General features: G+C 64.5%; 20 protein-coding genes. 13 read left to right on the forward strand and 7 right to left on the reverse strand.

What is annotated here, in order from left to right; genetic code table 11:
- Positions 1-76: 76 nt before the first annotated feature.
- From MUU56_RS23565 to MUU56_RS23575, 3 genes are all read right to left on the reverse strand, one after another.
- A complete protein-coding gene (locus tag MUU56_RS23565) occupies positions 77-1,597 on the reverse strand; it encodes a sugar ABC transporter ATP-binding protein (protein ID WP_244769709.1) in 1,521 nt (506 codons plus the stop codon).
- A 54-nt stretch (positions 1,598-1,651) separates the two neighbouring features.
- Positions 1,652-2,833, reverse strand: a complete 1,182-nt coding sequence (locus MUU56_RS23570; protein WP_244769710.1) for a sugar ABC transporter substrate-binding protein — start codon at positions 2,831-2,833, stop codon at positions 1,652-1,654.
- A 73-nt stretch (positions 2,834-2,906) separates the two neighbouring features.
- A complete protein-coding gene (locus MUU56_RS23575; RefSeq protein ID WP_244769711.1) occupies positions 2,907-4,025 on the reverse strand; it encodes a mandelate racemase/muconate lactonizing enzyme family protein in 1,119 nt (372 codons plus the stop codon).
- Positions 4,026-4,192: 167 nt separating this feature from the next.
- Here MUU56_RS23575 and MUU56_RS23580 point away from each other — a divergent pair, with 167 nt between their 5' ends.
- The 11 genes from MUU56_RS23580 to MUU56_RS23630 all read left to right on the forward strand — a co-directional run bounded on the left by MUU56_RS23580 (position 4,193) and on the right by MUU56_RS23630 (position 14,158).
- Positions 4,193-4,921: a FadR/GntR family transcriptional regulator gene (locus tag MUU56_RS23580; protein ID WP_244769712.1), complete on the forward strand. Its 729-nt coding sequence runs from the start codon at positions 4,193-4,195 to the stop codon at positions 4,919-4,921.
- Positions 4,918-5,694: an acetoacetate decarboxylase family protein gene (locus MUU56_RS23585; protein WP_244769713.1), complete on the forward strand. Its 777-nt coding sequence runs from the start codon at positions 4,918-4,920 to the stop codon at positions 5,692-5,694. The genes MUU56_RS23580 and MUU56_RS23585 overlap by 4 nt, the downstream gene beginning before the upstream one ends.
- Before the next feature lie 2 nt (positions 5,695-5,696).
- The gene (locus MUU56_RS23590; protein WP_244769714.1) at positions 5,697-6,668 is read left to right on the forward strand and encodes a C-terminal binding protein; all 972 of its coding nucleotides are present in this window, start codon (positions 5,697-5,699) and stop codon (positions 6,666-6,668) included.
- Between the two features lie 14 nt (positions 6,669-6,682).
- Entirely contained in the window at positions 6,683-7,729 is a 1,047-nt protein-coding gene (locus tag MUU56_RS23595; RefSeq protein WP_244769715.1) for a Gfo/Idh/MocA family protein, read from the forward strand.
- Positions 7,730-7,731: 2 nt separating this feature from the next.
- Positions 7,732-8,550: a sugar phosphate isomerase/epimerase family protein gene (locus tag MUU56_RS23600; RefSeq protein WP_244769716.1), complete on the forward strand. Its 819-nt coding sequence runs from the start codon at positions 7,732-7,734 to the stop codon at positions 8,548-8,550.
- Positions 8,547-9,353, forward strand: coding sequence for an SDR family NAD(P)-dependent oxidoreductase (locus MUU56_RS23605; RefSeq protein ID WP_244769717.1), 807 nt, complete (start codon positions 8,547-8,549; stop codon positions 9,351-9,353). The genes MUU56_RS23600 and MUU56_RS23605 overlap by 4 nt, the downstream gene beginning before the upstream one ends.
- Positions 9,350-10,105: an SDR family NAD(P)-dependent oxidoreductase gene (locus tag MUU56_RS23610; protein WP_244769718.1), complete on the forward strand. Its 756-nt coding sequence runs from the start codon at positions 9,350-9,352 to the stop codon at positions 10,103-10,105. Before MUU56_RS23605 ends, MUU56_RS23610 begins: the two co-directional genes overlap by 4 nt.
- 14 nt (positions 10,106-10,119) lie before the next feature.
- Positions 10,120-11,172, forward strand: a complete 1,053-nt coding sequence (locus MUU56_RS23615) for a zinc-dependent alcohol dehydrogenase family protein (protein ID WP_244769719.1) — start codon at positions 10,120-10,122, stop codon at positions 11,170-11,172.
- Positions 11,173-11,804: 632 nt separating this feature from the next.
- Complete coding sequence (locus MUU56_RS23620) at positions 11,805-13,100, forward strand: TadE/TadG family type IV pilus assembly protein (RefSeq protein ID WP_244769720.1); 1,296 nt, start codon at positions 11,805-11,807, stop codon at positions 13,098-13,100.
- A gap of 26 nt (positions 13,101-13,126) precedes the next feature.
- Positions 13,127-13,639 (forward strand): TadE/TadG family type IV pilus assembly protein, encoded by a 513-nt coding sequence (locus MUU56_RS23625; protein WP_244769721.1) that lies wholly within the window; start codon positions 13,127-13,129, stop codon positions 13,637-13,639.
- Positions 13,640-13,645: 6 nt separating this feature from the next.
- On the forward strand, positions 13,646-14,158 hold the full coding sequence (locus tag MUU56_RS23630) for a TadE/TadG family type IV pilus assembly protein (RefSeq protein ID WP_244769722.1): 513 nt from the start codon (positions 13,646-13,648) through the stop codon (positions 14,156-14,158).
- A gap of 615 nt (positions 14,159-14,773) precedes the next feature.
- Here MUU56_RS23630 and MUU56_RS23635 read toward each other — a convergent pair.
- From MUU56_RS23635 to MUU56_RS23645, 3 genes are all read right to left on the reverse strand, one after another.
- Positions 14,774-15,007, reverse strand: coding sequence for a hypothetical protein (locus MUU56_RS23635; protein ID WP_244769723.1), 234 nt, complete (start codon positions 15,005-15,007; stop codon positions 14,774-14,776).
- 63 nt (positions 15,008-15,070) lie between these two features.
- The gene (locus tag MUU56_RS23640) at positions 15,071-16,948 is read right to left on the reverse strand and encodes a methyl-accepting chemotaxis protein (RefSeq protein ID WP_244769724.1); all 1,878 of its coding nucleotides are present in this window, start codon (positions 16,946-16,948) and stop codon (positions 15,071-15,073) included.
- Positions 16,949-17,108: 160 nt separating this feature from the next.
- A complete protein-coding gene (locus tag MUU56_RS23645) occupies positions 17,109-17,279 on the reverse strand; it encodes a hypothetical protein (protein WP_244769725.1) in 171 nt (56 codons plus the stop codon).
- Between the two features lie 172 nt (positions 17,280-17,451).
- Between MUU56_RS23645 and MUU56_RS23650 the strand changes: the two genes are divergently transcribed.
- Entirely contained in the window at positions 17,452-19,116 is a 1,665-nt protein-coding gene (locus MUU56_RS23650; RefSeq protein WP_244769726.1) for a hypothetical protein, read from the forward strand.
- A 10-nt stretch (positions 19,117-19,126) separates the two neighbouring features.
- Here MUU56_RS23650 and MUU56_RS23655 read toward each other — a convergent pair whose 3' ends face one another.
- A complete protein-coding gene (locus tag MUU56_RS23655; RefSeq protein ID WP_244769727.1) occupies positions 19,127-19,309 on the reverse strand; it encodes a hypothetical protein in 183 nt (60 codons plus the stop codon).
- A gap of 430 nt (positions 19,310-19,739) precedes the next feature.
- Between MUU56_RS23655 and MUU56_RS23660 the strand changes: the two genes are divergently transcribed.
- A complete protein-coding gene (locus MUU56_RS23660) occupies positions 19,740-21,740 on the forward strand; it encodes a methyl-accepting chemotaxis protein (protein WP_244769728.1) in 2,001 nt (666 codons plus the stop codon).
- Positions 21,741-21,810: the final 70 nt, after the last annotated feature.

The raw sequence follows: 21,810 nt of genomic DNA on the forward strand, positions 1-21,810 counted from the left end.
CGCCCGAAAATGCTCTATCTCTTTGTTTTCACGCAATCCCGACCGCAAACCCTCGCGGGCTCATGGTGGAATTGCCCTAGATGGCTTCGGCGGCGGCCGGTTTGGAGGCGGCATTCATCAGTGCCGCGGCCGAGACCGGCGCCTCATAGGTCGCGGCGACGCGGCCGCCGTCCAGCACGACCGACCGGTCGGCGAGGCCCGCGACCTCCTCCGCATCCGAGGAGATCAGCAGGATGCCGAGGCCGTTATCGGCCATCTGGCGGATCTGCCGGTAGATTTCCGCCCGCGCGCCGACATCGACGCCGCGGGTCGGCTCTTCCAGGATCAGCGCCTTGAGGTCGCCGATCAGCCAGCGCGCGAGGCACACCTTCTGCTGGTTGCCGCCGGAGAGGCTGCCGATCGCCTGTTCGGCGCCGCGCGCGCGGATGGCGAAGCGCCGGATCCAGTCGTCGGCGGTGGCCGTTTCCGTCTTGCGCTGGACGACGAGCCCCTTGGTGAAAAGCGGCAGGTTGCAGACCGACATGTTCTCCCGCAGGCTCAGCATGGAGATGATGCCTTCCTGCTTGCGCTCGGCGGCGACCAGCCCGAGGCCGGCGGCAACGCCCGCCTCGGCATTGCGGATCGCATAGGGCCGGCCGTCGACGGTCGTGCGGGCGGCTCTTGCCTTCGGTACGGCGCCGAACAGGGCACGGCCGGCCATCTCGACGCCGGAGCCGATCAGCCCGTGCATGCCGGTGATCTGTCCCTTGCGGATGGTGAAGTCGACACCGTGCAGCCAGCCGTCCACCGTCAGGCCTTCGACGGTGACGACGTCGGATGCGACGCCGGTCGAACGGGCAAAATCCGGATAGAGGTTTCCGACCCGGTTGCCGACGATCGCTTCCAGCACGGCATCGACATCGGTCTTCTTCGTCTCGAACCGGCCGGCATTGCGCCCGTCGCGCAGGACGACGATCTCGTCGGAGATCTCGAAGACCTCCTTGAGGTAATGGGAGATGTAGACGACCGAAATCCCCTCTGCCTGGAGGCGGCGGACACATTGGAAGAGCATCTTCACCTCGGCGTCGGCGAGCGAGGCGGTGGGCTCGTCCATGATCAGCATCCGGGCGTTGCCGGCCATGGCGCGGGCGATCTCGACGATGCGCTGGACATGGTGCGAGACCGTGCCCATGCGGGTCCTCGGCGAGAGCCAGTCGAGGCCCATGCGCACCAGAAGCTCGGCGGCGCGGGCTTCCAAGGCAGCCTTGTCCACCGTGCGCAGCGGGCCGGAGCCCTTCGTCGGCAACGCACCGAGCATGATGTTCTCCGCCACCGTCAGGTCCGGAAAGATCGACAGCTCCTGCGGCAGCAGGCGGATGCCGCCGGCGATGGCGTCTGCCGGTGCGCGAAAATCGGCCGGCCGGCCATCGATGCGGATCTCGCCGGCATCGCGCGTGTAATTGCCCGACAGGATCTTCATCAGCGTCGACTTGCCGGCGCCGTTGGCCCCGAGCAGGGCAACGACCTTGCCCTCGTCGACCCGAAGGGAGACATCGGACAGCACGGCGACACGGCCGAACGACTTGCCGATGCCGGTCATCTCAACAAGGCCTGCCATCCATTCCTCCCATGCGCGAAAGGGCGCGCGAAAACCGCGCGCCCGGCTGCATCGTCACTTGCTCGGGATCAGCGTCTCGTAACCCTTGAGCGATTCCTGCCCCTTCAGCGAGGCGAGATGGGCTTCGAATTCCGCCTGCGGGAAGGCATAGTCGAAGTTCGGCTTCTCGCCGCACTTGTAGTCCTTGTAGTACTCGCAGACATTGGCCTTGGTGATCATGACATGATTGACCAGCACGGCCGGCGGCAGTTCCTTGCCGGCAAGGGCCGCCAGCGCGATCGGGATGAGGTAGTTGCCGTAGCGCTCGGGGAAGTAGCCGGTGGCGGCGACCAGTTCCGGCTCCTCGGCCAGCGCCTGGGTCTCGTCCGCGCCGTTGCCGACGGCGATGACGTCGGCATCGCGGCCGGCCTGCTTGACGGCGCGCAGCATGCCGATCGCCGACTGGTCATTGATGGCGTTGATCATGATCGGCACACCATCCGGAATGCGGCCGAGCAGGTTGGTCATCTGGGTGAAGGATTCCTGCAGCGTGTTCTTGGTGTCGATGCGCAGCATCTGTTCCTTGGGGAAATCCGGCACCGCCGACAGGAAGCCGGCCTGCTGGCCTTCGGTGCGCATCGCCGGGATCGCGCCCGACTGTGGCAGCTCGCCGATGACGTAATAGCCCTGCTTGACCTTGTCGGCGCCGAATTTCGCGATGGCCGCCTGTCCGAGATAGGAGCCGCCCATGAAGCCGGACTTCGGGTTGTTGGCGCCGAAGAAGGTCGCGCCTTCCATCGGAATGTCGATGGCCGCGACCTTCACATTGTCCTGGTTGAAGACGTTCATCACCGTCGGGCCGAAATTCACGTCCGTCTGGAACTCGATGACATAGTCCACATTGCGCTGGACGAAGGACTGCGCATTGGCGAGTGCGGTCGGGCCGTCGAGCCGGTTGTCGGCGATGGTCAGTTCGACGCCGGCCGCATCGGCATTGGCCTGGATGCCTTTTTCGACCACGACGCCGAAGGTCATGTCGCGCTGCAGGTTGGCAAAGCCGATGACATATTTGGAGCCGTTGCGCGGCGGGGTGACGGCGGTCGCGTCCTTCACCATCGCCTGCAGCTGCTCTGCGGAGAGCATCGCGCCATCGAAACTGGCAGGGTCAAATCCGTGGAAGTCCTCCGCCGCGGCGGTGCCTGCAATCGTCAATGCGAGCGCGGTGGCCGAGGCCAGAGCCGCCAAATTCCATTTCATCATGTTCTCCTCCCTGAAAACGCCGATGGTCAATTGCATTGGTAAACTTGTCAAGCAAGTTTACTTGTCTGGATCATATGGCAAGCCGGTTCAGCACCGCTTCGTTGATGGTGACGCCGAGCCCCGGGCCGGCGGGTGCGGACATCTCGCCGCCGGCATGCCAGATAGGCTCCTCCACGAGCTCGTTCTGGACGACGACCGGAAAGGGTTTCAGCTCGAACAGGCGCGCCGTGCGCGAGGCCAGCGACAGGTGGAGGCTGGCGGCCGTGAGAATGGCGGTGCTCCAGGCATGGGCGTTGATGGTAATGCCGTTTGCCGCGCAGAGTGCGTCGATCATGCGAAAGCCCGTCACGCCCTCGGCGCGCGCCGGGTCGACGCCGAGAACATCGACCGTGCCCGTCTCGATAAGCCGTCTGTAGCCGCTCACCGTCCATTCCCGCTCGCCCGTGCCGATCGGCACGTCGACCGCGGCCTTCAGCGCGCGATAGTCCTCGATGAAGGTGGGATAGAAGGGTTCCTCGATCCAGCCGATGTCATACTCGGCCATGCGCCTGACGGTGGCGACGGCGGTCGCCACGTCCCATTTCACGCCGTTGCCGGCGTCCACGATGATCTCGAAATCCTTGCCGACGGCCCTGCGCAGGGCGCTGATGAAGGCGACGTCGTTATCCGGATCGCGGCCGATATTCGACAGGCCCTTCTTGGCGAAGCCGAGCTTGACGCCCTTGAACCCCTGCTGCTGGAAGCCGGCGATCTCGGCCACGCAGTCCTCGATGGTCGCCTTGTTGACATGGCTGGACGCATAGGCGGGCAGGGACGTCCGGGCATTGTCCGCAAGCAGCGCATGGAGCGGCTTGCCCTGGCGCTTGCCGTCGATATCCCAGAGCGCCATGTCGAGCGCGCTGTAGGCGAAGCAAGCGATACCGCCCTCGCCATACCACCAGCAATGCGCCCGCATGCGTTCCCAGGCCCCGCGCACGTCGATCTCGCCGGTCTCGACGAGCAGATCGCCGAGCGCTGCGATGATCGTCGCCGTCGCCTTGCAGGCCTCCGGCCACATGGCGATGCCTTCGCCCCAGCCGACGACGCCATCCACCGTCTCGACGCGAACCAGCGTCGTCATGCGCCGGTTGGCGAAGTCGTTCGGATCGGAATAGGCGATCACATAGGGTCGTACATGGCGGATGCGCATGATGGTTCCTCACGCGCCGTGCGGTTCTGCTCCTCACCCGCCGACGCTGGCGATTGACTAACACTATCTCTGCCATTACGTCAATAAGTGGTAAGGCCACTTGGCCACTTGACAAGATTGGGGTCAAGATGCGCAGATGGCCTCGGGAAGCATCGGGAGGAAGCAGCGTGCAGGAACGGAGCCTTTCGGGCGTCGAACCGGTCAAGAAGGCCGGGCTCACGGAAATCCTCGTGTCGCGGATTCTCGGTCTGGTGACGGCGGGCAATCTCAAGGCGGGCGATCACCTGCCGTCCGAGCGCAGCCTGGCGGAGTCCTTTCAGGTCAGCCGCCCGACGGTGCGCGAGGCGGTGCGGGCGCTCGCCGTCCTCGGGGTGCTGGAAATCCGGCACGGCGGCGGCATCGTCGTTTCGCAGTTGAGCGCGGCCGATCTGCTGAAGCCGCTGACCTTCTTCCTGACCCTGCAGAACACCGAGGTGGACAAGCTCTACGAGGCGCGCGAGCTGATCGAGGGCGATATCGCGGCCCGGGCGACGGTCAATGCGAGCGCCGAAGATGTCGCCTTTCTCGAAAGGTTGATCGCGGCGCAGGAGGCTGCGACGGAAACGCCCGTGCAGTATCGCGAGGTCGATACGGCGTTCCACCGGCGGCTTGCGGAGCTTGCCGACAACGAATTCCTCGCCCGCACCGCCGAGAGCCTGAACATCCTCGGCCTCGAATTCCGCAAGGTCGCATCCGAGACGGCCGGGGTCATCAGCGGGTCGATCGCGGATCACCGGGCGATCGTGCAGGCGCTCCGGGAAAAGAACGCGGAGGCCGCGCGCGCCGCGATGGCCGCCCATATGCGCAATGTCCTGCGCTCGACGCGGGAATCGATGAAAGCCGGAGGCCGGGCATGACCGAACGTCGCTGGGGGCTGACGAAGCCCACCGAAGCCGATATCGCGAGAGGCGGGTTCTCCACGCCGTGGGATGCGCCCTTCATTCCGCCGTTCCCCTTCCGGTTCCGCAATTGCGAGATCCTGACCGTCTTCTACCGCACGGATCCCGCTGCGGCCGCCTTCCTCGCCCCGCCGCCGGTCCGCGCGACCGGCGATGTCGTGGCGATCCATCTCTACAAGATGAACGATACGGACTGGATCGGCCCCTATCATGAATGCAACGTGATGTTCGGCGCGGAGGTCGCCGGCCGGGCCGGGGCCTATTCGCCCTATCTCTTCCTGCATTCGGACGGCGGCGTGTCGCACGGGCGTGAAATCCACGGCCAGCCGAAGAAATATGCCAATCCCTCGCTGGAGTTCCGCGGCGATCTCATTGTCGGCACGGTCGAGCGCAACGGCATCGATGTCGTCACCGTGACGACGCCCTACAAGCAGCGTCAGGTCGATCCGGCCGAGATGCGCCGGCATTTCGATTTCGGCACCAACCTCAATCTCAAGGCGATCGACCATATCGACGGCCGGCCGGCGATCCGGCAGATCACCTCGCGCAAGCTGACGGACGTTGCCGTGCGCGAATGCTGGGTCGGACCGGCGACCGTCGAGCTTCGGCCCAACGCGCAGGCGCCGGTCTACCGCCTGCCGGTGGTCGAGCCGATCGAGGCGTTCTTCTGGAAGGCCGACTTCACGCTGGTGAGCGGCGAGGTCATCCACGATTACCTCACCAAGGCATGATCATGAACAAGCGCAAAGTCGTCGTCACCGATTACACGTTCCCGGCGCTCGCGCAGGAAGAGGCGGCGGCGATCGCCTCCGGCGCGGAGTTTTTCGCCTGTCAATGCCGCACGGCGGACGAGGTGGCCGAGGCGGTACGCGGGGCGGATGTCGCCGTGGTGCAGTTCGCGCCGCTGACCGCGCGGGCGATCGAGGGATTGGCCGAGGGGGCGGCGGTCATTCGCTACGGCATCGGCTTCGACAATCTCGATATACCCGCCGCCAATGCGCGCGGCGTGCCGGCCGGCTACGTGCCGGACTATTGCATCGACGAGGTGGCCGATCACACCGTGGCGCTGATCCTCACGCAATTGCGCAAGGTCGTGCGGCTGGACGCCAGCATCCGCGCCGGCGAATGGGCGGCGGTGGCCGTGGCCAGGCCCCTTGCCGCCTATCGCGAGACGACGGTCGGCTTCCTCGGCTTCGGCCAGATCGCGCGGGCCGTCGCCGACCGGTTGCGCCCCTCCGGTTTCCGGTTCCTGGCGGCCGATCCCATGCTGGATGCAGCAACCGCGAAGGACCTCGGCGTCGAGCTGGTCGATCCGGAAACCCTTGTGGAACGCGCCGACGTCCTGAGCCTGCATGCGCCCGGCACGCCGCAGACGACGAAGTTCGTCAATGCCGGGCGGCTGGCCCGCATGAAACCCAATGCCTTCATCGTCAACACGGCGCGCGGCGTGCTGGTCGACGAGGCTGCGCTCGCCGAGGCGCTGAAGGCCGGCAGGATCGCCGGGGCGGCGCTCGATGTCTTCGAGATCGAGCCGCTGCCGCCGGAATCGCCCCTGCGGGATGCGCCGAACCTGATCCTGACGCCGCATGCGGCCTGGTATTCCGCGGCCGCGATCGAGGCGCTGCAGGGGCTCGTCGCCGACGATATCCGCGCCCATCTTGCCGGCCGGCCGCTGCGCCGGCCGGTGCCCGGCTCGAAGGCCTGAGCGAGGAGGAGAAAATGCCCGACACGGTCAATATCGGCGTCATCGGGGCCGGCTGGTGGGCCACCCTCAGCCATATCCCGGCGCTGATCGCCAATCCGCATGTCGATATCGTCGCCATCAATCGCCCCGATGCGGACGGGCTGGAGACGGTTTCGAAAACCTTCGGCCTGCCGCACGCCTATCTCGATGCGCGCGACATGCTCGAGAAAGAAACGCTGCACGGCGTCGTCGTCGCCTCGCCGCATGTGCTGCATGCCGAACATGCGACGCTTGCGCTGGAGCGCGGGCTGAAGGTGCTGATCGAAAAGCCGATGGCCACGACCGCCGCCGATGCGCGCGCCCTCGTCGCGCTGGCAGAGGCCCGGGGCGGCGAGATCATCATGCCCTATGGCTGGAACTACAAGGCGATGACCGATGCTGCGCATCGGCTGATCCGCGAGGGCTGGGTCGGCGAGGTCCGCCATGTCGTCGCGCAGATGGCTTCCGCGCTCGCCGATCTCTTCGGCGGCGAACCGATGGTCGAGACGAAGGATCACCTGTTCCGCCCGCCGGCTTCGACCTGGGCCGATCCCAAACGCTCCGGCGGCTATGGCTGGGGCCAGCTGACGCACGGGCTGGGCGCGGTGTTCCGCCTGGTCGACCTCGCACCGGCCCGGGTCTTCGCGAAGACGGGGCTGTCGCCCGCCGGCGTCGATTTCTACGACGCCGCGGTGGTGGAGCTCGCCAACGGCGCGACCATGGTGCTGTCGGGCTCGGCCACCGTGCCGAAGGTGCGGGGTTTCCAGCTCGATATCCGCGTGTTCGGCACTGAGGGCATGCTGCTGTTCGATATCGAACGGGCGCGCGTCGAGGCCGTGCGCCATGATGGCAGGACCCATGTCGAGACGCTGGAGGTGGATGCCGGTGCTTATGAACAGGTGGAGCCGATCACCCGGCTGGTCGACCTTTGCCGGGGCCGGGATGTGGTCAATCCGGCCGATGGCGTGATCGGCGCGCGCGCGACGGCCGTGCTCGACGCAATGTACCGCTCCGCGAAATCCGGGCGGATGGAGGAGGTATGACGATGAAACTGAGCATCACGAGCTGGTCCTTTCCGCTGCTGACGCTGGACGAGGTGGGCGCCGTTGCGCGCGCGATCGGCATGGAAGGCCTCGATATCGGCTATTTCTACCGCTCCGCCCTCGACAAGGCGCGCCTGCTGGCGGAGCCGGAAGTCTATGGCCGCGAGATCGCCGCAAGGCTGCCCCTGCCGGTGTCCAACCTCTATCATCTGTTCGGCTCCTCGCCGGCCGAGCGCAATCTCGCCCTGCCGGATCACCGTGCGGAGAACCTTGCCGATTTCCGCAAGGTGCTCGCCTTCTGCAAGGCGGCGGGAGCGCCGACCGTCTTCATCCTGCCCGGCATCATCAACGGCGCGCAGACGCGGGCGCAGGCGTTGAACGAAACGGCGGAATCTTTGAAACCCCTGGTCGAGGCGGGGCAGGAGGCGGGCATCGACGTCTGCGTCGAGCCGCATGTGCATTCCTATCTGGAGACCCCGAGCCTGACCGCCGAGATGTGCACGCGCGTGCCGGGCGTCAAGCTGGCGCTCGATTACGCGCATTTTGCCGTCTCCGGCTACCGGCAGGAGGAGATCGACGTGCTGATCCCCTGGCTCGGCCACGCCCATCTGCGCCAGGCCCGGCCGGGCGCGCTGCAGGCCAAGATGGAGCAGGGAACGCTGAATTTCCCGGCCATGTTCGCCGCATTCAGGGAAAGCGGCTTTGCCGGCTACGTCGCCAGCGAATATGTCCATCAGGACTATTTCGACACGGTGCACGACGACGTGATGTCCGAGACGATCAAGATGCGCGACCTCTTCTTTGCCTGGAGAAAAGCATGAGCGGCAAGGCAGTCATCGTCACGGGCGGCGCCGGCGGCATCGGGCTTGCCGTCGCCACCCGGTTGAAGGCCGACGGTTTTGCCGTCGTCATCGCCGACCGCGATGCGGATGCCGCGCGCCAAGCGGCGGCCGGCATCGGCGCGGACTGGCGTGTGCTCGATATCGCGGAGGAAGGCTCGGTCGTCGCCACGGTCGGCGAGGTGGCGCAGGCCCATGGCGGGCTGGCCGCCGTCATCAACAATGCCGGCGTGCACATGCAGAGCCTGGTGGTCGAGACGAAGGTCGAGGACTGGGACCGCATCCACACGGTCAATGCCCGCGGCACCTTCCTGATGTGCCGCGAGGCGGCGCGCGTGATGGGGCCGCAGGGCGAAGGCCAGATCGTCAACATCGTCACCCGGCTCGGCTACGGCAATCCGTTCTCCTCGGTCTACATGTCCTCGAAGAATGCGGTGGCGGCGCTTACGCAGTGCCTGGCGGTCGAGATGGCAGCGACCGGCGTGCGGGTGAACGCCGTCGCCCCCGGCCATGTCGGCGTCGGCACGGGCATGGAGGCGGCGTTCCGCAAGAAGGCGGAAAAGCTCGGCAAGGACTGGGATTCTTTCGAAAAGCAGGTGATCGGCTCCATTCCGCTCGGGCGCTGGTGCAAGCCGGAGGACGTGGCCGGCGCGGTTTCGTGGCTGCTCGGCCCGGATGCGGACTTCGTCACCGGCGAGGTGATTTCCATTACCGGCGGCTTCCAGGCCTATGGCATTTCGCCGGATCGCCAGACCGTGCTCAACGCCATCGAGGCCGCATCATGACCATTGATCTTGCAGGCAGAACGGCGATCGTCACCGGCGCGCGCCACGGTCTCGGCGCGGCGACGGCGATCGCCCTGGCCGGGGCCGGTGCGCGCGTCGCGGTTTGCGGCCGGCGCGCCGGCGATTGCGCCGCAGTCGTGCAGGCGATCGAGGAGGCCGGCGGCCGGGCGCTGGATGCGGCGCTCGATGTCGCCGATCTCGCCAATGTCAAAAGCCGGGTGGCGGAGATTGCCGACCGGCTCGGCGGTCTCGATGTCGTCGTCAACAATGCCGCGACGATCGAGCCGATGGCCCCGGTCGCGGCGCTCGACGCGGAAAAGTTCGATCTGGCGATGCGGGTGAACGTGTCGGGTGCCGCCGCCGTCGTGACGGCCGCCTGGCCGCGCCTTGCCGGGCATGGGCGGATCGTCAATCTCCTGTCCGGTGCCGCGGTGCGGCCGCTGCATGGCTGGGCGGCCTATTGTTCCGGCAAGGCGGCGCTCTTGATGCTGACGCGCGCCATCGACGCCGAAGGCAAGGTCGAGGGCATCCGCTGCTTCGGCATCGCCCCCGGCCTGGTCGACACGGCGATGCAGGCGAGCATCCGCGCTGCCGGCATCAACGAGGTCTCCAGCATTCCGCAGGAGAAGCTCTCCGATCCCAAGGTCGCGGCAAAAGCGATCGCCTGGCTCGCCTCCGGGGCGGGCGACGATTATGCCGGGGCCATGGTGGATGTGCGCGACACGGACTTCATGGCGAAGGTGAACGGATAAGAGGGGGAAGTACGATGCCCAGGATGCTGGCCGCCTACCTGCCGGGGAATTCGACGGTGGAGCTGCGCGAGATCGAGAGGCCGGCACCCGGCATCGGCCAGGTGCTGCTGAAGATGAAGGCGTCGGGCATCTGCGGCAGCGATATCCACTATATCTACCACAAGCATCTGGGCGACGATCCGCGCACCGCCTACCAGGGCGTCGTCGCCGGGCACGAGCCGGCGGGGGAGGTCGTGGAACTCGGCGCCGGCTGCCGCCATTTCAAGCTCGGCGACCGCGTGGCGGTCTACCATATCTCCGGCTGCGGTTTCTGCCGCAACTGCCGCAAGGGGTTTCAGATCTCCTGCACCGATCCCGCGCGCGCCGCCTATGGCTGGCAGCGGGATGGCGGCCATGCCGAATACCTTGTCGCCGACGAGCGCGACCTCGTGCACCTGCCGGATTCGCTGAGCTACCGGGACGGCTGCTTCATCTCCTGCGGTGTCGGCACGGCCTATGAGGCGGTGCTGCGCGGCAATGTGTCGGGCGGCGATGCGATCGTCGTGGTGGGCCTCGGGCCGGTCGGCATGGCGGCCTTGATGCTGGCGAAGGGACGTGGCGCGCGCCTTGCCATCGGCGTCGATACGCAGGCCGATCGGGTCGAGACGGCACGAGGGCTGGGTCTCGTCGACCATGGACTGGTGGCCGGTGCCGAAACGCTCGGCGAGATCGAGTTGCTGACCCGGGGCGGGGCGGGCGTCACAATCGACTGCTCGGGCAATCCGCGCGGCCGGCTGCTGGCGCTGCAGGCGACACGGACCTGGGGACGCTGCGTCTATATCGGCGAGACGGGGCCGGTCCAGTTCGACGTCAGCGACGATCTCCTGCACCGCCAGCGCACGATCTACGGCTCCTGGGTGACCAGCGTACACAACATGGATCAGTGCTGCGAGGACCTCGACGCCTGGGGCCTGCACCCGCACGACATCATCACCGATGCCTTTGCACTGGACGAGGCAGCGGCGGCCTACCGGCTGATGGCCGGCGGCAAGTCGGGCAAGGTGATCATCGCCTTCGACGGCGCTTAGCATACGTATCAGGAAGGTGTGGCTCCGGTCTCGCGGTTACGGCGGGGCATCGGACGGCTGCCCAGGCGTGCGGTCGTTTACGTTGCATAGTCAAAGATAAAATATACCTTTATTCAAGAGAATGATATTTCCATGGATATGAAATCTGCCCGCATGATTGGCAATTGTAATTAATGCTGTATTTTTTGATTCCAGCTATGATATTTAGGAATTTATAGAATACATGAAGTAATATCTTGATCTATGATGCTTGTTATGGCGAAATTTCAAGATACACTCCGTGTATCGTTACGTATCTTTTGCAAATATCAATTTTTAACTTCCTGATAAGATTCCTGGCCAATGCTGGGGGCGATCACTGATCATCCCCTTTGCGAGCATGATGTCTCGCTCCGATCGGCCCGACGGCCGTTTGAGGGAAAACTTGGCGGATAGACGGTCCTGATGCCAGCGGCGGATTAGCGCCGGCGGCGCGGATCTCACAATCAGAACGTCGCATCTGACATGCGCGGAACGGATCCCGGTTGGCGATCCGGTGAGCGATCCATGGCGACGGCCACTTCCGGCCGGACGGTCGACCGATCGTGCCATGGGCGTCGTGCTGTCACGGGTGCGGGTGCAAGGACGACGGAATGAAACGCAGTATTCTGAATGATGCCACGGGCAACGTCGCGATCATGTTCGCGATCTGTCTTTCCGTTATGGCCCTCATGGCAGGAGCCGGTATCGACCTCGCGCACCGCGAGCTTATTCGGCGCGAGTTGCAGGGCAGCCTTGACCGCGGGGTGCTCGCAGCCGCCTCGCTTTCGCAGAAACAGGAAACGGAAAAGACGCTCCGCGACTACTTCAAGACCCTGCCCTACGCCGATGATGTGACCATCACGATCGGCTCCTCGATCGCCAAGTCGACAGCGCGCGAGGTCGCAGCGTCTGCGAGCTACGTGATGAAGACCGCCTTCCTTCCGCTCGCGGGCATAGACACGATGCGCATCGAGGTCGTGGCATCGGCAACCGAGGCGCGGCAAAATCTCGAACTTTCCCTGATCCTGGATGTCTCGGGCTCGATGGGCGAGAACAACCGCCTGGGGAACCTGAAGGTGGCCGCCAGACAGTTCGTGGAAGCGCTGCTGACCAAGGAGACCAGGGCCTACACCTCGCTCAGCATCGTTCCCTTCGCGGGCCAGGTGAGCGCCGGCGCTGCCGTCTTCGACAAGCTCAACCCCGGCGGGCGCTTCCACGACTATTCCTCATGCTTCGAGTTTTCCGCCGAGCGCTTCGGGAACCTGACGCCCAGCTTCAAGAACCGGCAGCAGATCGCGCATTTCACGGACGAGTACTTCGGGCGGACGGACCTGCAGCCATGGTGGTGTCCCGTCGGCGAGACCGTAATCACCTACCATTCCAATGACGCGTCGTATCTGAAGGCGCGCATCGACAAGCTCGAGCGGCACGGGGGAACGGGAACGCAGTTCGGAATGCAATGGGGTCTCATGCTGCTCGATCCGACAGGGGCCGCGATCACCAATGCGGCCATTGCCGGCGGCCTCATGCCGAAGGCATTCGCAAACCGGCCGGCAAAGTTCGAAGACGAATCGACCCTGAAGGTCATCGTGCTGATGACCGACGGCGAGGTCATGGGGCAATACCGTCCCAAGGATCCCTATCGCTCTCCCGACCTTCCGCCGGACAACAAGTACATCACCAACAAAGCCACCGCCGTCGAGCAGCTTCACCGCGTCTGCGACCTTGCAAAGGAGAAGGGCGTCGTCGTCTTCACGATCGGCTTCGAGGTCGAGGGCATCGCCCACGAGCAGATGGCGCGTTGCGCGACAAGCCGTGCGCACTACTTCTCGGTTAAAGGCCTGCAGATCGCCGAGGCGTTCAAGTCCATATCGGGCAGCATACGCAAGCTGAGGCTCACCCAATGAGCCGGACGAACATCAAACATGGTCGGATGACCAAAAGCCTGCTGCAAGGCCGTGATGGCGCCGCCGCAATCGAGTTCGCCATTCTCGCGCCCGTCACATTGCTGCTGATCTTCGCCACCCTGGAGGCCGGCTGGATCATCACGCAGTCGATCATGCTGGACCGGGGGCTGGCGGTCGCGTCCCGGTCGCTGCAGATCGGCAGCCTTGCAGATCCGACATACGAAGAGGTGCGCGCGCGCGTCTGTCGCGAGGCGATCATCCTTTCGGATTGCGAGACGGCCCTTCGGCTCGAATTCACGCCGATAGACCGGGAGAGCGACTTTCCTGCCACGGATGCTCCTTGCGTCGATCGAAAGGTGCCGATCGCGCCGGCGACCGCGTTCAATCCCGGGCGGCGGGCGCAGATGGTCTATGTCCGCGCCTGCTACATGCTGGCGCCGTGGTCGCCCGGCCTGAAATTCGGATTTGCCATGCCACACAGCGAGACCGGCGAGGTCCGGCTGACCTCGCTGTTTGCCTTCGTCAACGAACCCGGATGAGATGCAATGCGTATCCTGCATGACAAGGCCGGCGCCGCGGCCGTCGAGTTTGCCATCGTCGCCCCCGTCATTCTGCTCCTGCTGCTCGGATGCCTGGCCGTGTTCGACATGTACCGGTCCAATGCGCGACTGGAGCAGGCGAGCCTGATCGTGGCGGACATGGTCTCGCGCGAAACCGCTCTGGATGGGGGCTACGCGACGCGGCTCTATGCCGTCTTTGGCGAATTGTCGGAGACGGCGAATGTGCCGAACGCCCTGAGGCTGACCAGCATTGCCAACATGGAAGGGCGGTATACGGCGGATTGGTCGGTTCAGATGGGGCGGGCAGACCTGCTGGCGCCGGCGGGCCTCTATCTCGACGAGATTCCCGCGATTTCCGATCAGGACAGCGTGATCCTCATCGAGACGGGCACCATCTACACCACGCTGTCATCGATCTTCGGCATCGAAACCGTGCATTTCCACAATCGGAAATTCATCCGTCCGCGGTTCATCAACGCAACGGTATTTTCCGGGTGATCCGGGCGCAGTCCCTTTGCCTTCGGGCTGCTCATTTGTCCGGACACGTTCGATAGTGCTCGTCGCCGCGTTCCGTCGTCATGCGGCCGCTCGTTTCTGCCCCTGCAATCCGGCGCGTCCGTCCGAATCGAGTCGGGGAATCGTCGTTGACTGGTTGAGCAGGACGTCGGCGGCGTTCTCTTTGCTTGGCCGCCGGCAAAAAAGCTCACGGGGGCCAGTAGGCCTCCGCCGTCAGCACGTTTTGCAACACCAATCCGCCGGCAGGGCGAGGGGGCAAGCAAGGCGCAAGAGATTTCACCGGGCTCATGCCGGTACCTCCTTTTCCTCGGGAGGCAGCGTGAAGGACGGGCGTCGCCAGGTTCCGGGGCGGCCGAAAGCCCTCGATGATCGTTTGACAGCCGCTTGATAGGCGTGAATGTTGGTAGTGCTTCCGCTTGCTTGCGACGGTTCGCTGGGGCAATGGCTCCGGTGAGGAGCGCGGACTGAAGGGCAAGGGCCGAAGCAGTTGCCGGGCAAGCCAACCATCCGGCGGCGTTATCGAAAAGGAATCAAGGGCATCGAATGCCCCCGAAGACCGGAGGAGGGATTCTCCTCCGGCCTTGGCCCCGTATTGTTTTACGTGCCGGCGGAGCGGCGGCTCCCGGTCTTGGACGTTGCGCCGGAGGTCTGGGCCAGGCCGGAGGCGGCCGCGCACAATGTGGTGCTGTTTGCGAGGCGGAAGTGGCTCAGAAGCTGTCGCAGGCGCGACGCTTCCTGCGCAAGCATCGAGTTTGCCGCGTTCGTGTCCTTCACCATCTCGGTGTTCTGCTGGGTCAGAATGCGCGTCATCAGGCTGGATCGCTTAACCAAGGTCTGCTCCCGGGGTGACGAAGGTTGGAATGGTGTCGGGCTGGGCTTCAGGGCGGCAGGGGATCAGAATTCCTGCCAGCCGTTTGCCGCAAGCCTGATGCCTTGCGCCGCGCCCGTCGGCGCCGCGATTGCCGAGGCAATCGAGCGAAGGCCATGGACCTCGCGTCCGGCATCGCAGGTCCTGGACAGGCGGAACTGCCCGACCATCTCCCTCAACCGGGCCGCATCATCTGCAAGCGTCGCCGATGCCGCATTGGTCTCCTCGACCATCGCGGCGTTCTCCTGCGTGACCTGGTCCATCTGGTTGACCGCCGAATTGACCTCCTGCAGGCCGATCGACTGCTCCCTGGCGGACATGGCGATGGCATCGACATGATGGTTGATCGTCGCGACATATTCGCTGATGTCCTTCAGGGCCTCGCCGGTCGCGCTCACGAGTTTCACGCCGCCTTCGACCTCGCCGCTGGAGGTCTTGATCAATCCCTTGATCTCCTTGGCGGCGCCGGCCGAACGCTGCGCCAGCTCCCGGACTTCCTGGGCGACGACGGCGAAGCCCTTGCCGGCCTCGCCCGCCCGCGCGGCCTCGACGCCCGCGTTGAGCGCCAGGAGATTGGTCTGGAAGGCGATCTCGTCGATGACGCCGATGATGCTGGAGATGCGGTTGGAGGACTCCTCGATCCGCCGCATCGCATCGACGGCATCGACGACCACGGCATGGGACTTCTGGGCGTTTTCGTTCGCCTGTGCGGCAACGGCACGCGCCTCGTCGGCCCTGCGCGACGCGCTCGTGACATTCGCTGTGATCTCGTCGAGCGCGGCTGCCGTCTGTTCGAGGGCCGCGGCCTGGCGCGAGAGATCGTCGGCCCCGCGGCTGATCTCCTGTGTGCCGCTGCCGATCGATACGATCGCCTCGGAAACGGAGGCGAGCGTCCGCCCGAGCTGTCCGACGGCGCTGTTGAGATCGTGGCGCAGGGCTTCGAATTCCGCGGAGAAAGGGGTTTCCAGGCTGAAGGCGAGGTCGCCCTCCGCGAGCCTCTTCAGGCCGCTTGCAAGCTCCGAATTGGCCTGCCGGATCATGTCCTTCGCGCGGTGCTCGGCCTCTTCCTGCATCGCCATCCGCTCCGCCTCGGCGCGCTGGCGCGCTTCGCCAGCTTCCTGTTCAAGCTGGTGATTGCGGCGCGCCGCCTGCCGGAACGTCGCGATGGCGCGCGCCATCTCGCCAATTTCGTCCTTCCGGTCATGGGGGCTCCCGTCATCCGTCAGGTCTCCATCGATGAGCCGGCGCATGGCGGCAATCTGCCCTGAGAGCGGGCGAACGATGTGGCGTGAGGTAAAAATGAAGAAGGCCAGCGCGATGACCAGGACGGAGCCGATGACGATGGAGCCGATGGTCTCCAATCGCTCGAAGGAGGCTTTCTTGTCGAGGAGAATGGTTTCCGCCTGCTTGACCTGCAGGTCCGAAAGGATCGAGATCGTGGCGGTTACCGGATCGATGCTCCGGTAAAGCTCCTTCTGAATGAAGTCATCGAGCGCAACACGGTTTGCGGACTGGAGAATGCCTTTGAGGCGGCCCACGGACGCATCGGCGGCCGCCAGCTTTTGCTGTGCGCTCGAGACGAGGCTGGCCTCCTCTGTCGTGAGCTCCGTACCCGTGTAGGCCCGCCAGTGCGTGTTGATCGAGGCCGTGGCGTTGTTCAGCGATGCGAGGCCGTCCTCCATGGTGATGGCGCCATGGTTCGCCTTGTGCGCGGCGTCGACGATGGCCACGGCATAGGCATCCGAGATCACCTTGAGGTCCTTCAGCGGCAGGATGCGATCCGTATAGACGCTGTCGAGCGTGACGGAGGTTTCCTGGAGAATGCCCCGGACATGGAGCGCAAGGCCGATCGCGATGGCGCTGAGTATGGCAATGGCTCCGAGGAGCTTGAACTTGATGGACATGGGAATCCCCCGAATGTAAATGGGAGGATTTTCTTGATTTGAGGGTAAATTAATCGTTCATTGAATGTCTAGCGGAATGAGATTGACTGTTTATGCTACGCTGGAATTATGGAAGTTCCTGAATGATACTTGTGTTGGCGTAACGATACGAAGCGTCGTATCAATGATACGCGCCGCATTTATCGGATCGGCCGCTCCCGGCACTCAGGACATGTTCTGCAGGAGACAACCCGTGGATGTCCGCCGGGCGGTGGCGAAAAGGCGGCGCACGCTCGATTTCCAAAGCCTGCTCTGGCTCCTCGCGTTCGTTCGCTTCGTCGTCTGCAGCCATGGCGTGTGTCCGGGCTATGGGCGGCTCCTTCCGCGTCCTCGCCGGCGCGGTGGGGCGGGATCGCGTCCCGCTTGCGTGCAAAACGGGTCGATTCGGGATATACGAAGGGCCTAATAAGCGGCGCTCTTGCGTCGCGCCTTGGGGGAGGCAGCGCAAGTATCATATGGCAAACATGCAGAAGCCATCGGCAGAGCAGATCTGGCGAACAGTCGCGGCGATAACGGCGACGGATCCCTTCCGCAAGTCGGACCGCATGACCGGTCTTCTGACGTATCTCGTTACACAGGTCATCGAGCAGCCCGATACGAGGATCACCGCGGAAGCCATCGCCGCGGCGCTGTTCAACCGGACGGACGATTTCAATGCCGTCGACGATCCCATCGTACGGACGACCGTCAGCCGCCTGCGGGCGGCGCTTTTGGCCTATTTTGCCGATGACACGCGAACGGACGACGTCGAGATCCGGATTGCGAAGGGCAGCTATACGCCTGAATTCGTTCATCGCGGCGGGAAGCGGTCGGAATATACGCGCGAGCCCGGCGGGCCGGCGAAAGACGAACACCGCCCCGTATTCTCGCGCGCCTCTGCGCTGATCGGCCTCGGTGCAATCGGCGGCGTCCTGGCGCTTCTTGCTCTCGGCGCCTGGCTGACGATGGGGCGCACGCGCGATGAGACGGGTTACATGCCTCGTATCTTCGTTCAGCCGATCAAAGTTCTGGCCGCCGCGGGAGACGCCCAGGCGCTCGCGGCCGAGGCGGGCGACGTCCTGGTGGCAACGCTGTCGAATGTCGGCGGCGCGGCCATCGTCGATTCCGATCGAAACCGGCCGTCTCCCGGCGAAGGGGCGACGTCATCGGACTACGAGTTGCAGACCACGCTGCGCGAAGGGGCGGGCGACCTCACCGTGTCCTGGCGGCTGGTCGATCCTGAAACGGGTATCGTCCTGTGGGCGGCAAGCCAGACGGCGGCGAAGAATGGAGCGGGAACGCCGCAGCAGGTCGCAAGCCTCGTCGCCTCGAAGGTGCTCGGGCTTGATGGCGCAGTGCCCATCCTGCAGTCGCGTGTGGTGAATTCGAACGAACTGACAAGGTGCTTCTCCAATGCCCGCCGCATCCTGTTCGTCTACGGCGAGGAAACGCAGCAACAGACGGTGGATTGTCTCGATAGAACGCTCAGCTCGTCGCCGAATTTCGCGGACGGCTGGGCCATGCTCGCCTACAGCAACTATCGCCTGAGCACCTATGCCGTCTCGAAGGGCGAGGATCCGGCTCCCTATATTGCAAAGGCGACGGCCGCCGCCGCGCGGGCGCGGGAACTGGCGCCCCAGAATTTCCTCACGCAGGAGGCCCTTGCCTATATCGCATTCAGCACCGGCGACGTCGCCACGTTCAAATCGATAGCATCGACCCTGCTGCAACGCTATCCGGGCGATCCCGACATCAAGGTCCGTTTCGGCCTTCGCCTGGCGACGGTCGGGGAGGAAGAGGAGGGGCGCAACCTCGTCAAGGAAGGCATCGCCGCCGGCGCTGCGTCGAGCTCGGCGGCGTACATGTCCCTTGCCTTCAGTGCCTATACGGAAGGTCGAGACCGGGAGGTCATCGAGCTTCTGGAAAAAGGCCGACAGGGAAGCGACTATCTCTACGAGGTCCTGAAGACCGCCGCCTACGGCCAGCTGGGCGATGCGGAGAACGCACGGACGGCCCGCGACGAGCTGCTGAAGATCCGGCCAAACTACGCCAGGGATTTCCCGAAGGATGCCGCAAACCGGCGCGCCAGCCCGCAACTGACCGAGCGTTTGGCCGATGGCCTGCGGAAGGCCGGCCTAGAGATCCAATAGAGGCCGACGTCTACCGCTTGGCCGCGTCGGCGGAATTGCATTTGCTTCCCGCCGTGATGACCTGCCGACGCAGATTGTCGCGAACGGCCTCCAGTTCCTGCGTCAGGGTTCCCATCAACTTGAGAATGTCTTTGCCCGGATCCTTTGCGAGGCCGGCATCGGTCTTTTCAGGAAATTCAATAACGTTCGACATTTTTAACCTCGAATCTTGCGTTTATTTGTATTTATTCAAGATATGTTGTCGATTCTCTCGGTTAAAGATGAGTTAAAATTGAATGTTATAACAATTGATACTTGAGGCGTAGCTTTAGATGCACCCTGTGTATCTAAGATACTTTACGATACTGGTGCAATATTGCGGTCAAGTTGCTGATTTTTTACTAACCATTAATTTGAAATACTCATAGTCCGGCTCTGCGCAACGAGCAACCACGCCCAGTCGGCGTGCATGGCAAGCGTCCAGAGCAGCTTGCTCCGATGCCCGGCGCGTATGGAATCCCGGCGGGAATGAGCTCCCGCTCCAATGACAACTTGTCTCATGACGAGGCTCGGTTGGCCTCGCAAGGTCGGTCGCTGTCGATCGAACGATTGCGGGCACGTCGCTCATTTCCGGAGCCATCCCGATGCGCATCAAGCAGTTCTTCATCATCTCCTCAGCCGCCACGATTGTCGTGGCGGCCGGCCTCATCCTCTCGCTCTGGCTCTATGGGAAAGCCGAGACGCAGGTGAAGGCCGCCCATGTCTCGCAGTATCGCTCCTATCTGCTGGCCGATGAGGTCCGGCAGTCCTCGGACGATCTGACGCGGCTTGTCCGCACTTATGCCGCGACGGGTAACCCCGATTTCAAGAATCAGTACAACCGCGTGCTCGCGATCCGGGACGGCAAGGCGCCGCGTCCGGCCGACTATCACCGCATCTATTGGGATTTCGTCGCTGGCGGTATCGCCGAGCCGCGGCCGTCCGGTGAAGCGGTTTCGATCGGCGACCTGATGAAGCAGGCCGGTTTTACCAAGGAAGAGTTCGCGCTGCTGGACGAGGCAAAGAAGCGCTCGGACGGGCTGGTCAAGCTGGAGGTCGAGGCCATGGCGCTGGTCGACGACATCAACGAACGCACCAGTGCCGCGTCCCGGGCGCGCGCCATCACGATGCTCAATTCGCAGGATTATCACAAGCTGAAGGCCGACATCATGCAGCCGGCCGACGAATTCTACGTCGCCCTCGAAACGCGGCTGAAGGCGGCGATCCATGCGGCGGAATCGACGGCCGCGTTCTACTGGACCGCCATCATCGTCTCCACCGCGCTTCTCGGTGCGATCCTCGGCGTCTTCGGCGTTACCGTCTTCGTGCGGGTCATCGGCGGGATCCTGTTCCTGCGGAGCGCCATGGACCGGATTTCCGGCCAGCAATTGAGCGAGACCGTGGCGGGGCAGGATCGCCGCGACGAGATCGGCGACATGGCGACCTCGCTTGAAGGCTTCCGCCAGGCTGTCCTTGCCAAGGTTGGGCTCGAACAGGAGGCCGAGCGTCAGCGCGATGGTGCGGAGGCGGAGCGGCTTCGCATCCAGGCGGAAGCCGATGCGGCTGCGCAGGAACGCCTCGACCAGGCGACCAGTGGCCTTGCCAACGCGCTTCGCCGTCTGGCGAAGGGTGACCTCTCCTTCGAACTGGCCGAACCCTTCCATCAGGACTTCGAGCCGCTGCGGCACGATCTGAATGCGACGATCGGCCAGCTGGCGAGCGCACTCGGCGCCGTCGCGCACAGTGCCGAGACGATCTCGATGGGCACCGGCGAGATCAGCACCAGCGCCGACGATCTTTCCAAGCGGACCGAGCAGCAGGCCGCCTCCCTCGAACAGACCGCCGCTGCGCTGGAGCAGATCACCGCCAATGTGACGAGTTCGGCCAGGCGCACGGAAGAGGCGCGGCAGGTCGCGACCCAGGCCAATGTCAGCGCCGCGAAATCCGGCACGGTCGTCGCCAATGCCGAGGACGCGATGCGGCGCATCGAACACTCGTCGGGCCAGATCTCAAACATCATCGGCGTGATCGACGACATCGCTTTCCAGACAAACCTTCTGGCGCTCAATGCCGGCGTGGAGGCTGCGCGCGCCGGAGAGGCGGGCAAGGGCTTTGCCGTCGTGGCGCAGGAAGTACGCGAGCTCGCGCAGCGCTCGGCGAATGCCGCCAAGGAGATCAAGGGCCTCATCAGCAACTCGACGGCCGAGGTCAAGAGCGGCGTCGAACTGGTCCGTGAAGCCGGGCAGGCGCTCCGGACGATCGAGGAATATGTCGGCTCGATCAACCAGCACATGGACGCCATCGCCACCGCCGCGAAGGAACAGTCGGTCGGCCTCGCCGAGGTCAACACCGCCGTCAACCAGATGGATCAGGTGACCCAGAAGAATGCGGCCATGGTCGAGGAGACCAACGCCGCCGGTGCGACGCTCGCCGAGGAAGCGCTGAAACTGCGGGACCTCATCTCGCACTTCGCGCTTCGCGGCCAGCGCCGCGCGGAAGCGCCGGCCGTCGTCAAGGACATCCCGCGTCCTCAGCCTCGCTCGCTCCCGCGCATGCACGGCGCGAATGCTCTCGCCGTCCATCCGGGCACCTGGGAAGAGTTCTGAGAGCTGCACCCCTCCGGCAACCCCCTGTGCCGGAGGGGACAGATATTTTTCTTGCGGCGCGCCGAGCCGG

It is taken from the genome of Shinella yambaruensis (genome assembly GCF_022899355.1).
GTDB lineage: Bacteria > Pseudomonadota > Alphaproteobacteria > Rhizobiales > Rhizobiaceae > Shinella > Shinella yambaruensis.

What these genes read in the sequence shown, in the direction of transcription:
- MUU56_RS23565 (WP_244769709.1), bottom strand. Translation starts at nt 1,597, where the DNA reads ATGGCAGGCCTTGTTGAGATGACCGGCATCGGCAAGTCGTTCGGCCGT.
- MUU56_RS23570 (WP_244769710.1), bottom strand. Translation starts at nt 2,833, where the DNA reads ATGAAATGGAATTTGGCGGCTCTGGCCTCGGCCACCGCGCTCGCATTG.
- MUU56_RS23575 (WP_244769711.1), bottom strand. Translation starts at nt 4,025, where the DNA reads ATGCGCATCCGCCATGTACGACCCTATGTGATCGCCTATTCCGATCCG.
- MUU56_RS23585 (WP_244769713.1), top strand. Translation starts at nt 4,918, where the DNA reads ATGACCGAACGTCGCTGGGGGCTGACGAAGCCCACCGAAGCCGATATC.
- MUU56_RS23590 (WP_244769714.1), top strand. Translation starts at nt 5,697, where the DNA reads ATGAACAAGCGCAAAGTCGTCGTCACCGATTACACGTTCCCGGCGCTC.
- MUU56_RS23595 (WP_244769715.1), top strand. Translation starts at nt 6,683, where the DNA reads ATGCCCGACACGGTCAATATCGGCGTCATCGGGGCCGGCTGGTGGGCC.
- MUU56_RS23600 (WP_244769716.1), top strand. Translation starts at nt 7,732, where the DNA reads ATGAAACTGAGCATCACGAGCTGGTCCTTTCCGCTGCTGACGCTGGAC.
- MUU56_RS23605 (WP_244769717.1), top strand. Translation starts at nt 8,547, where the DNA reads ATGAGCGGCAAGGCAGTCATCGTCACGGGCGGCGCCGGCGGCATCGGG.
- MUU56_RS23610 (WP_244769718.1), top strand. Translation starts at nt 9,350, where the DNA reads ATGACCATTGATCTTGCAGGCAGAACGGCGATCGTCACCGGCGCGCGC.
- MUU56_RS23615 (WP_244769719.1), top strand. Translation starts at nt 10,120, where the DNA reads ATGCCCAGGATGCTGGCCGCCTACCTGCCGGGGAATTCGACGGTGGAG.
- MUU56_RS23620 (WP_244769720.1), top strand. Translation starts at nt 11,805, where the DNA reads ATGAAACGCAGTATTCTGAATGATGCCACGGGCAACGTCGCGATCATG.
- MUU56_RS23625 (WP_244769721.1), top strand. Translation starts at nt 13,127, where the DNA reads ATGACCAAAAGCCTGCTGCAAGGCCGTGATGGCGCCGCCGCAATCGAG.
- MUU56_RS23630 (WP_244769722.1), top strand. Translation starts at nt 13,646, where the DNA reads ATGCGTATCCTGCATGACAAGGCCGGCGCCGCGGCCGTCGAGTTTGCC.
- MUU56_RS23640 (WP_244769724.1), bottom strand. Translation starts at nt 16,948, where the DNA reads ATGTCCATCAAGTTCAAGCTCCTCGGAGCCATTGCCATACTCAGCGCC.
- MUU56_RS23645 (WP_244769725.1), bottom strand. Translation starts at nt 17,279, where the DNA reads ATGGCTGCAGACGACGAAGCGAACGAACGCGAGGAGCCAGAGCAGGCT.
- MUU56_RS23650 (WP_244769726.1), top strand. Translation starts at nt 17,452, where the DNA reads ATGCAGAAGCCATCGGCAGAGCAGATCTGGCGAACAGTCGCGGCGATA.
- MUU56_RS23655 (WP_244769727.1), bottom strand. Translation starts at nt 19,309, where the DNA reads ATGTCGAACGTTATTGAATTTCCTGAAAAGACCGATGCCGGCCTCGCA.
- MUU56_RS23660 (WP_244769728.1), top strand. Translation starts at nt 19,740, where the DNA reads ATGCGCATCAAGCAGTTCTTCATCATCTCCTCAGCCGCCACGATTGTC.